The organism is Vibrio sp. D173a (genome assembly GCF_030248475.1).
This window is the reverse complement of the sequence record NZ_JAHGAH010000130.1, coordinates 43,927-54,958: the sequence shown is the minus strand read 5'-3', so window position 1 is coordinate 54,958 and position 11,032 is coordinate 43,927. Positions and strand designations below refer to the sequence as shown.

Sequence of the window (11,032 nt, the reverse complement as noted above, 5' to 3'; positions counted from 1 at the left end):
TGTGTATAAGAGACAGCCCAGTCGGGAGGCTTTCGTTAAATTATTCTCTCTTAGCTTACGCTTTTTTCTCGCTTGCGACTTCTTCTACCGCTTTCTTCGGCAATGAGAAGTGCAGTAGTGCATAGCCAATAATCGCTGCGGTCGTTGAACCCATCAAGATGCCCAATCGAGCGTAGGTATCAAACTCAGGGCTTACGTTAGCAAACGCTAGCGATGAGATGAAAATTGACATCGTGAAACCGATACCACAAAGAACCGACACTGCAAAGATATGGATAAAGTTAACGCCCTGAGGCAGTTTTGCGATACCCAGTTTCACAGCAGCCCAGCTGAATGTGAAGATACCCAGCGGCTTGCCCACCAATAGGCCCAGAGCGATACCTAGCGGTAGCATTGAAGTCAGACCTGACATCGATACACCCTCTAGCGAGATACCCGCGTTTGCAAAAGCAAACAAAGGAAGAATACCGAACGCTACGTATGAATGAAGTGCGTGCTCCATGTGTTTCAGTGGAGAATGCTCGCCTTTCTTGCCTTTAAGTGGAATAGCAAAACCGATTACTACGCCAGCAAGTGTTGCGTGAACTCCTGATTTAAGTACAGCAAACCATAGTATCGCACCTACGATCATATATGGCGTCAGCTTAGTGACCTCTTTGGCGTTCAGCATGAACAACACACCGGTCATGACAAAGCCAACAATTAATGCCATCGTTGATAGATCGCCTGTATAGAACAATGCGATAATCACTACCACACCAAGGTCATCAATGATCGCCAACGCAAGTAGGAAAACTTTCAAGCTGATTGGAACACGCTTGCCAAGGAGCGCCATAATACCTAGAGCGAATGCAATGTCTGTTGCCGCAGGAATTGCCCAGCCAGAAATCGCTTCTGCATCACCGGCGTTGAAAGCAACGTAGATAAGTGCCGGAGCTAGCATACCGCCTACTGCAGCAATTGCAGGGAAAATCGCGGTTTCTTTCGATTTTAGTGCACCCTCTAGTAGCTCACGCTTTACTTCAAGGCCGATTAATAGGAAGAACACGGCCATCAAGCCGTCATTAATCCAGTGAGACACTGACATACCAAATACATAAGTATGCAGCATCGCTTGATAACTTTCGCCAAGCGGTGAGTTTGCAATGGTCATAGCAATTGCAGCTGCAATTACAAGAAGGATACCGCCTGCGGATTCCATTTTAAAAAAGTCACGAATGACATCGTTCATGGTTTCGCCCTTATATTTATTATCTTAATAAACGAGTAACAAAGAATGATGAGAGTTTATAGCTGAAGAAAATGTAAGAATAATCGCTTGTTTAGAGTTTAAACTTCGATTTTTCCGATATTTCATATACGAAACATCGTATTTTTCAACAAGAACATATTTTTTTACAAGACCTGCCTATCTCCTTATAAGCTCAATCTATTCACATAGACTACTATTAAGTTAGTATAATATCTGATAAATTTTCGTGATTAACGTGCGGTTTTACACCGAAAATTGCGGGTTTCATTACCAAAAAAACCACCCAACTGGGTGGCCTTTTCCTTTCTGTTTAATAACCGGTGAGCTGCATAAATCCCCAAGCTTCATTAGAACCGGATGCGAGTATCGGGCCTTCCCAATAAGGAATCACAAACGGCAACCACATGTCCGATTTTATGATTCTCGTCGTCAAATTTATGTTCTGCTCGGGAACGTTAATAATCCATTGGAGAGGTAATCTTCTTCCATTAGAAAGATTGGTGACGTGCAGTGGCGTCATCGTGATGTCTCTATCAGTTAGATTGATGACTTTTCCAGAGCGCGTTGACAACGTACCGAAGAGGTGAGGAACCTGACCATTGTGACGATAACGACTTACTGTAAGCGCTCGCCCATCATCAAGGTTAAACACAAACCAATCCCAGCCTTGCTGGCCTTCGCCAATCAGGCCACTTCCCCACTCTTTCTGCGTCCAGGCTGAGCCAGAAACAGGGATCTCACGACCATTAAGGGTAAGCGTCCCTTTCACATTCAAGAAAGGCGCGCTGAAGCTGAAAGAGGCTATCGATTGAAGGGCATGCTTAACCTGAAACCCTTTATCACCGTTCACCACAAATGGACCGCTGGTTGTTGTGTTCAAATCGAGGGCAAAAGCGTCAGTGGCGACATCCAGATTGCCTGGGAATGGTGTTGAACCAAGAGCACGCCAATTCCAGTTATCAATCCACAAACGGAACGGACGATTGGTCATCCCAGCTTGGCCAATACCACCACGGGCGACGCGCTGCTCTTTCCATACGTGAGAGCCATTACTAATCACAATGTGGGCAATAAATAAGTGTGGGTTCTGCCAACCTCGAGTATCACGTTCGTCTGTCGCTACGCGGAAATAGCTCCATTGAATGTTGTACACTTTGCCGTGCTTGTCCTGAACCTTAGCAAAGTAGTTCAACCACTCATGCTGGTAATCTGGGTGAAAACGGAAATCATCGGGTAGCGATACATGCTCATCAGGTAGGACTGGCTCGAAAACCGTCTTACTTTCACGTTTGAGTACATCGCTGATCTCACCCTGTTCTGTTGCGGTCGCTTCCGCCCAAAGTGTCAGATACAATGCTACGCCAGTCATCGTGATTGCAACGATACACAACAATACCGAGAGAGATAATCGCTTTTTAGGTTTCATGTTTTTCACTACAGCGCATCCCTCAATGACTTCATTGGCGTGCTCTTAATCATTCTAATCACTGGCAGCGCACCAGCGATCATAATGGCCAGCATTGCCCAAGCGATGGTTTGAGCGTACTCCCAAGGAATGGTTTGCAGCTCCAGCGACCAACCGAATGATTGCTCAATAATGATATCAACGATCAGATGTGCCAGTGCTAAACCCAGTGGTACTGCAATAATGGCGGAGATCATACCGAAGGCAAACAACTGAAGGCCTCCTAACATCACCAATTCTTTACCGGAAACGCCCATACAGCGTAGCAATGAGAAATGTCGTTGACGAGAAAACTCGCCCGCTAGAGTTGCGAAGAACAATCCAAATACGGCGATAATCAAAGTGATGTTGCCTAGCGTTCCCGCAATAGCAAAAGTATGATCAAACACGCGCATGGCTTGGTTATAGATATTGTTGTTGTCGAACACTCGGTCCTGAGGCAAACGGAACACGTTTTCTAGACGACGCTTCAAGCCCTCTCCGTTAACGTTGTCCTTCACCAAAACGCCAAGCCCTACATTACCTGAGCCTGCAAACGCGTACAGCCAATTACGATGCGACATCATAACTTGGTTGTACGGGTTACCGTAGTCGTAATACACACCAACGACTTGCCACCCTCCACCTAATGGAGGCTGAAGATCAATATAGTCACCCGGGCGAATATCGAGCTTCAAAGCCATGGATTCGCTCACCATTAAGCTCTTCGAATGATGCAAGTGATACCAATAGTTCGGCACACCAAGCTTCACAGTAAGAGAGTCCAGCTCTCCTTCTGAGGAACCAGTACTCACTACTTGCAATGCACCACGTTCCGTTGGGACGTCTTTTTCCCAACGCCACCAGACAGCGTCTACTTCAGGTTGTTCTTTCAACCAAGCGCTCATGCGTGCTGCTGAGTTGTTCGTCGGGTAAATATAGAGGTCGGCGGCTAGGCGTTGGCTTAACCATTTATCCGTCGTATCACGGAAGCTACCAACCATGGTTTCCACACCAATATTTGCTGCCAAGGCGAGCATAAACGCCATCGTCGCAACGCCACGGTAACTCATGCTCGCAGCCGCATCAGCGAAGAACCAGCGCACACGCACCCAGCGTAGTGAGTAAGAAAAACTTTGGAACATGTGCCACATCAAAAATGGCATAAACAAGGCCACACTGATTAGCATCAGGGCAATAATAGCAAAACCCGACTCTTGTGTTTTAGGTGCTTGGTACACGGCTACGGCGGCGACACAGAAAGCACAAGCCGCAAATGCTTGCCAAGAGAACTCACGTCCAGCAAAACGCATAAGAGATAAGCGGGAAGAAAGGCGAATCGGTTGCGATTTCAGCAGACGAATCAGCGGCCAAAGACACGAAATGAGTGCCCCCATTGCTGACATCACTAAGCTATATAAGCTCGATTCCCATGACCAGCCAATTGTTAGGCCAACATTGGCGTCGTAAAGATCGCTCAAGCTCGACGAAACAGCAGGGATCAGCTCATTCGCTAAGATAAGGCCAAAGAAGTTACCACATGCCCATGCAACCAACACAAGAATGGTCAGTTCAAGCATCAAAGCTTGGGCGAGCTGCATACCATTGACACCGGTTTGGCGAAGTATGCCGACCAAGCGCTGGCGCTGAATAAACGACAGTGACATTGCTTGGTAGAAGATGAACAAACCCACTAAGAACGACAGCATGCCCATCGCCGTCAAGTTCATGTGAAATGCTTTCGTTAAAGACTCTAGTTCAGTACGGCTGTTACGCACCAGCGTCATACCGTTAGGTAGCATGTTCTTGAGAGCCAGTATTTTCTCTTCTGGCATTTCGCCACAGGCGATGGCAGACAAACCAGAGCTGCGCTTAAGCATACGAAGCAGAGAAATATCGGTTACAAGGCGAGTGCCGGAGAGCAGGTTATCTGAGTCGACTTTTAGTGGCCCAAGTCGACTGCCATCATTGAGTTGAATAAAGCCGCCATCGCTCCATTGCATGTGCGCAGCCAAGTCTTGGCTTGCAAGGATAGGATAAGGAGGCTTCATTAAAGACAGCATCGGTAAGTCTTTGAGCGATTTACCCTGCTGTAGAGGCAATAAGGCGACGGGATCGACACCGACCAACATCAAGCTCAGGTCGGCTTCCGTATCAAGGTGGAGAATGTCAAACGGCGCACATTGGTTGAAACCAGCACGACGCAATTGTATATAAAAGCCTTGGGGGATTTTATTAGCAGAATGCTTAGTACGAATACGGTAAGGCAAAGGGTTTGAAAAAAGTTTCTCACCGGTTTCGTAGCTCTGTTTCGCGTGTTGGTTAATAGAAGTAACACCAACAAGGAGTGACACTCCAAGGGTTAAACCAAGCCAAACAAGAATAATTTGAAGTGGATAGCGGCGGTAGTGACCGAGTAGTGCCTTAACTACGGGCCATAACATGCAGCTGCCCTCCTTGAAGACGGATTCGACCTTCCATGTGTTCTGCCACCTTTTCACTGTGAGTAACCAGCAACAAAGTACACTCTAACTGGCGGGCTAGGCTCGTAAGTAAGCGCATTACCGCTTCGGCATTGCGCTCATCCAAGCTACCTGTTGGTTCATCGGCAAGCAGAATTTTCGGTTCCATATACAACGCACGAGCAATCGCAGCACGTTGTTGCTGACCACCAGACACTTCTTCAGGGTAACGACCTAAAAGCGGCATAAGGTCGAGAGCAGAAAGAATTTGACGCCACAAGCCTTTGTCTTCTGGCAAGCCTTTTAATTGGCGGCAGAAACGGATGTTGTCAGCGATATTCAAGGTAGGAAGCAGGTTGAACTGCTGGAAGATATTACCAATGTTGTTGCGGCGGTAAAGTGTTCTAAGGTGCTCTGGAGCGCTGTGCATGGCGAAACTTGGGTACTGTATCTCGCCTGAATCAGCAGTATCTAGACCTGCGATCAAGTTAAGTAAGGTACTTTTACCTGATCCACTCTCCCCCATTAATGCAACTTGTTCACCTTGTTGTAATGTTAATTCTGCCCCTTGCAGTACAGGATAAAATTCTCCCCCGTCTACATAGCCTTTACATAGGTCTGACAGTTTTAACATTGATTTTGCCGCTCAAATGGTGTCTAAAAATTGGAATCAGAATCTACACTAAAATGCTGTTGGTAGGAAGTATTTTGAATAGTTGATCACACTATCAGGGTACAAATGCAACTTGTCTCGAGACACCACTCAAGCTTCGATCAAATTTTTCATCCATTTCTTACTCGCCATACGTTGAAAACACGTTCCCCACTTCACCACTTCTTCGGTCAAAAACAGGAGATAAACCCATTGCGGCTCAAAACAAAGGTAGATTGCACCAAGGGCAGCGAGAGGAATGCTGATCACCCATTGTGCGATCAGATCCTGATACAAACAGAACTTCACATCCCCACCTGCGCGTAACACACCAACAATGGCCATCATAGGCACGGAGCGCAGAATCACACCAATAGCGAGAATCACCATAAACTGCTCAGCAAGGTGCCGAGTTTCTGGTGTCAGTGCGCTGAATGCATCGAGAATAAGTTGGTTAGAGAGTAGAAGTAAAATAGCGACAACGATGGCGATTGCTACGTTCAGGAACACTGTTGCCCACGCTTGGTAGTAAACCGGACCAAACTGCTTCGCGCCTAATTGGTTGCCCACTAAAACAGCTGCCGCATTAGATGAACCTATCATCATAGCCAGAGCAATCGACTCAACCGGTGTCATCACTGATAAAGCAGCCAAGCCTTGCACTCCTGCCTGCCCCATAATGGCGTGATAGGCAAACAAACCGCCAGCCCAAGCAAGGAAGTTAAATGTAGTGGGAAGAGATAACTTTAAGAAACGTGTGATTTTATCCAACACCAAACTGGCACGAATATCATCCCATCCAAACGCGATGATGTGTTTTTTAAACCACAAGTAACTGAATAGACATGTGACCTCTATAGCGCCACTGATCACTGTCGCGATCGCAGCACCTTTAATCCCCATTGGCGGAAAGCCAAATTTACCGAAAATCAGCACCCAGTTAAGGAAGATGTTAGACGCAATACCAATGCCGCTAAAGAAAGTACTTAGCCCAGGTTGATGCATGGCACGTAAACCTACAGCCATACTCGCGACACAAGCTACAGCGAACATACTAACCGATGAAACCACCAAATAGTCGGCTCCAAGACGAATCACTTCCTCTGAATCCGTCGTTAGGCGCATAATTGGTTCAGGGAAGAGTACGAACAACACGACAGTGAAAGCAGCGAACACCATGGAGATCATCCAAGTCAATGACGTGCTTTGGCGAACTCCGACTTTATCGCCCGCTCCCCAATATTGTGCCGTTAGCAGCGCACCACCCGTTGTCACACCAAGGAGCATAATCGTGGTTACAAAGGTCGCTCTTGCAGCAACGCCGACCGCTGCAATTTCCGCTTCCCCCAACTGGCCAAGCATCAAAACGTCCACCAAGCTTCGACTAGAGAACATCATGCTCTGCAAAGTAATAGGTAATGCGATGGCAAACAGTCGACGTAAAAACGACTTATCAGCATGAGTAATCAATTGTGAAAAAAAAATCATGCTCGCTCCGTCGACAACTTATTGATAGAAAGGGAAAAGTGTCTCATGATTATACCCAGTGGTGACTAATCCACCAGCAATAAAAAGGACTCAGAATGAAAAAGGTGTTGGTACTTGGGGCTTCCGGTTACATTGGCTCACAACTTCTTCCACAACTGCTCGATAAAGGTTACATTGTCACTGCAGCGGCGCGTCATATTGATTATCTAGAATCCCGAACTCAGCCACACCCTAACCTCACCCTCACTTATCTCGATCTAGCGGATGCGCAAGCAACGCTCGAAGTGGTGAATGACTTTGATTTGGTGTTCTTTCTTGTGCACGGTATGGCGCAAGGCCACGACTTCGTTGAATACGAATTAAACCTCGCAGAGAACTTCAAAAATGCGCTTGAGAAAAGTCGTGTAGAACACGTTATTTACTTGAGTGCGATTCAGCCTCAAACTGGCAACTCTCAACACTTAGCGGCACGCAAAGCGACGGGAAAGATCATTCGTCAAGCTGGCGTGCCTGTTACTGAACTTCGTGCAGGCGTGATTATCGGTCCCGGTTCTGCGGCATTCGAGATCATGCGCGACTTTGTCTACAATTTGCCGATTCTTATTGCGCCTAAATGGGTAGATTCCAAAGCTAACCCAATCGCCCTCCCCAACCTTAATCATTATTTGCTTGAACTGGCAGAAACCAAACCAACAGAGAGTGAAATCTACGAGGTCGGCGGTCCGGATACATTAAGTTATCGTGAGCAATTTGAAGTCATTTGTAAGATTACCAAGAAACCTTACCGACTTTGGTCTACGCCACTGCTGACACCTAAAATGGCATCGTATTGGTTGGCCATCGTGACATCGGTTCCTGCAAATATCGGTAAAGCGTTACTTGCAGGTTTAGAACACGACTACATTGCCGATACCAAAGCCATTCATCAGCGATTCCCACAGCAGCTGATTAGCTACGAGCACTCTGTTGAGGACACGATCGCAACGGAAGGCACTTTTGTACGCAGTAACGTCTGGGGCTTCGAACCTGCCGCACTCAAACGCTGGCAACCGGGCTACGGGTACTATCCAAAACAAGCGGGAGCGAGCATCAAGACTAAAGCTTCTGCCGAATCACTTTGGAAGGTGGCACAAAAGATCGGTAGCCCTGAAAAAGGCTATTACTTTGCTAACGTCCTTTGGCGCACCCGAGAATGGCTCGATATCTTCTTTGGTGGCGGAAAACCCATTCGTGTTTCCCCTCCCGGTCCAGAGCTCAAAGTGGGTGATTTCATTGATTCTTGGAAAGTCATTCGTTGCGAAGAGAACCAGTTCCTCTCGCTATTTTTTGGCATGAAAGGGCCAGGGCTTGGTCGTTTAGAAATCACCATTAAAGACGACGGTGAGGAGCGTAAATTCGATATTACTGCATGGTGGCATCCACAAGGCTTTCCGGGCTTACTCTACTGGTTTGCGATGATGCCTGCTCACCTGTTTATCTTCAAAGGCATGGTTAAAGCCATAGCGAAAGAAGCGAAAGCGCTAGAGGAAAAACAAAACTAAATAAAGCGAACCATTGGCACGGATGCCAGCATAAAAGAGTAATAAGCTAAGGATCGATGAGAGAGGGTTTTAGATTGATTAACGCGGAGTCAATTTATTTGAATTTATCTCAGGCCAGCCCCCGTATTACTCTTAATCCATGCCTTCTTCTTACCCACTTCATCTTGTGCGAAGTGGTGACCACAACAAGCAAGTATTGGAATCACAATGGGTAATCGATACATCATTAGCAACAAACACCACGACAACTTCATGCTTCACCAGCAACACGTAGATAAGATTGCATTGGTAACTGAAGGTGGTGGTCAACGCGGCATATTCACGGCGGGCGTTCTCGATGCCTTTTTACATGCTGATTTTAATCCCTTCGACTTACTTATCGGCACTTCTGCAGGCTCCCTCAATCTCGCCTCTTACATATGCGGGCATCAAGGTCACGCTTACAAAATAATTGCAGAGACAACGCGACGCCCAGAATTCTTTAAGCTGACGAAATACCTCCTCAATGGCGAAGGCTTAGATTTAGACTTTCTGGTCGACAATGCGGAAATTGACATCCCGCTAAATTGGGAAAAAGGCTCGGATTTACTCAAAACCAAACAAGTCGTCGCTGTAGCAACCCATGCACGTAACCTAACCACCGAGTGTTTCGATGTCACTCTAGATAACTGGAAGGATGTACTTCGAGCGTCCTGCGCGATTCCTGCCTTGCATAAAAAGCCAGTGGTGTTCGACGGTACACGTTGGCTTGACGGCGGTGTGTCGGCTCCCATTCCAGTAGAAGAGGCTTACCATCGAGGTTACAAACATATCGTTGTGGTCCGAACAATGCCTACCGATTTTGACGAGCACCACCCTCTCATTGAGGCCATTCTTAAGCATGCGCCAAGCAAAGCCATGAGTGAACTTTCCGCCATTTTGCTCAAACACGAAGAGACCTACCGTCAGACTCAACGCTTTTTAGCCAACCCACCGGATGACGTGAATATCTACGAGATTTCACCTGCTAGAAACCTGAAATCGTCCGTCGTAGAAAGTACGAAAAAACAGCTGGATGCCGATTACTTGCACGGGGCGCGATTAGGTCGTCTGTTTGTAGCGAGCATTGGTAGAAAGCTGAATATCCCTTACAAGCCATACAAACGTTATAAAACCATCACTTCTGAGTTTGTAAAAGATGATGCCCATCACCAGAAAATTGAACGGGTATGGCTTAAGAGAAAGAGCGGATACATGAAGGGCGCGATGAACAGCGACATCGCTTGGATCAACGTTAACCCTCAAAACCATTCAAGAGCACTCGTCATTGTACAAGGACGTAATGAATCGGTTTGGAAGTATAAAGAACTTATTTATGAGTTAAGTCAGTATTTTAATGTATACGCTTTTGACCACCGTGGTCAGGGAGAATCTCAACGATTAGCCGAACACAGTGAACTTGGACACGTCGACCAGTTTGAGCACTATGTAGAAGACTTAGCGCTATTTCTTGAACAGGTTGTCGAAAGCCAACACAAAACTGAAGTAATGATACTCGCTCACTCTATGGGCGGAGCTATCGCAACACAATACCTAGCGAAGTATGACCACAACATCAAAGCTTGTGCCCTCACAAGTCCAATGTTTGGCATCAAGCTGCCTAAAGTTGTTGGCGGTATCCAAAGTGCGACAATGAAGGTGATCAGCCAACTTCAGAAAACGCCGAACTTCGCTCCAACACAAACCGCCTTTGTTACTAAGACTTTCGAAGGAAATGATCACACGACAAGCCCAATCCGCTTTAAAGCTTACAGTGATTTACTCAGCAATAACCCAGAGCTGCGATTAGGCGGTGTCAGTCCAAAGTGGATCAGTGAAGCCATTGCAGCAGGAAAATATTTTCTATCTCAGGCTAAGCATATCAAGACGCCAATTCTGATCGTGCAACCAGAGGGAGACAACGTTGTCTCCTTAGCAGCCCAAGATACATTCAATGAAGCGTGCACCAGCTCAAGACTATTAACCATACCTCACGCTAAACATGATGTTTTGATTGAAGCGGATCGTTACCGTGACTGGGCGTTAAAGCACATCCTGAATTTTTACGATCACAGGCATCAATTTGTTTAGCTGTGAGACTTAACCCGCGCCTTAAACTGAGACGGCTAAATACAAAAAAGCGTACACAAAGATCATGTGTACGCTTTTTGCTTA

General features: G+C 46.6%; 7 protein-coding genes. 2 read left to right on the top strand and 5 right to left on the bottom strand.

Features of this window, described 5'->3' with window-relative positions; all coding sequences use genetic code 11:
- Positions 1–55: 55 nt before the first annotated feature.
- From nhaA to KIV40_RS14550, 5 genes are all read right to left on the bottom strand, one after another.
- On the bottom strand, positions 56–1,231 hold the full coding sequence (nhaA, locus tag KIV40_RS14570; RefSeq protein ID WP_255936913.1) for a Na+/H+ antiporter NhaA: 1,176 nt from the start codon (positions 1,229–1,231) through the stop codon (positions 56–58).
- Between the two features lie 331 nt (positions 1,232–1,562).
- Positions 1,563–2,678, bottom strand: a complete 1,116-nt coding sequence (locus tag KIV40_RS14565; protein ID WP_306431822.1) for a lipocalin-like domain-containing protein — start codon at positions 2,676–2,678, stop codon at positions 1,563–1,565.
- An 8-nt stretch (positions 2,679–2,686) separates the two neighbouring features.
- A complete protein-coding gene (locus KIV40_RS14560) occupies positions 2,687–5,140 on the bottom strand; it encodes an ABC transporter permease (RefSeq protein ID WP_285349890.1) in 2,454 nt (817 codons plus the stop codon).
- Positions 5,121–5,792, bottom strand: a complete 672-nt coding sequence (locus KIV40_RS14555) for an ABC transporter ATP-binding protein (RefSeq protein ID WP_005529212.1) — start codon at positions 5,790–5,792, stop codon at positions 5,121–5,123. Before KIV40_RS14555 ends, KIV40_RS14560 begins: the two co-directional genes overlap by 20 nt.
- A 129-nt stretch (positions 5,793–5,921) precedes the next feature.
- The gene (locus tag KIV40_RS14550; protein WP_285349888.1) at positions 5,922–7,298 is read right to left on the bottom strand and encodes an MATE family efflux transporter; all 1,377 of its coding nucleotides are present in this window, start codon (positions 7,296–7,298) and stop codon (positions 5,922–5,924) included.
- A 95-nt stretch (positions 7,299–7,393) separates the two neighbouring features.
- Here KIV40_RS14550 and KIV40_RS14545 point away from each other — a divergent pair, with 95 nt between their 5' ends.
- Together KIV40_RS14545 and KIV40_RS14540 are read left to right on the top strand one after the other, a co-directional pair.
- Positions 7,394–8,839, top strand: a complete 1,446-nt coding sequence (locus tag KIV40_RS14545) for a DUF2867 domain-containing protein (protein WP_285349887.1) — start codon at positions 7,394–7,396, stop codon at positions 8,837–8,839.
- Between the two features lie 207 nt (positions 8,840–9,046).
- Positions 9,047–10,948: an alpha/beta fold hydrolase gene (locus tag KIV40_RS14540; RefSeq protein WP_285349886.1), complete on the top strand. Its 1,902-nt coding sequence runs from the start codon at positions 9,047–9,049 to the stop codon at positions 10,946–10,948.
- Positions 10,949–11,032 lie beyond the last annotated feature (84 nt).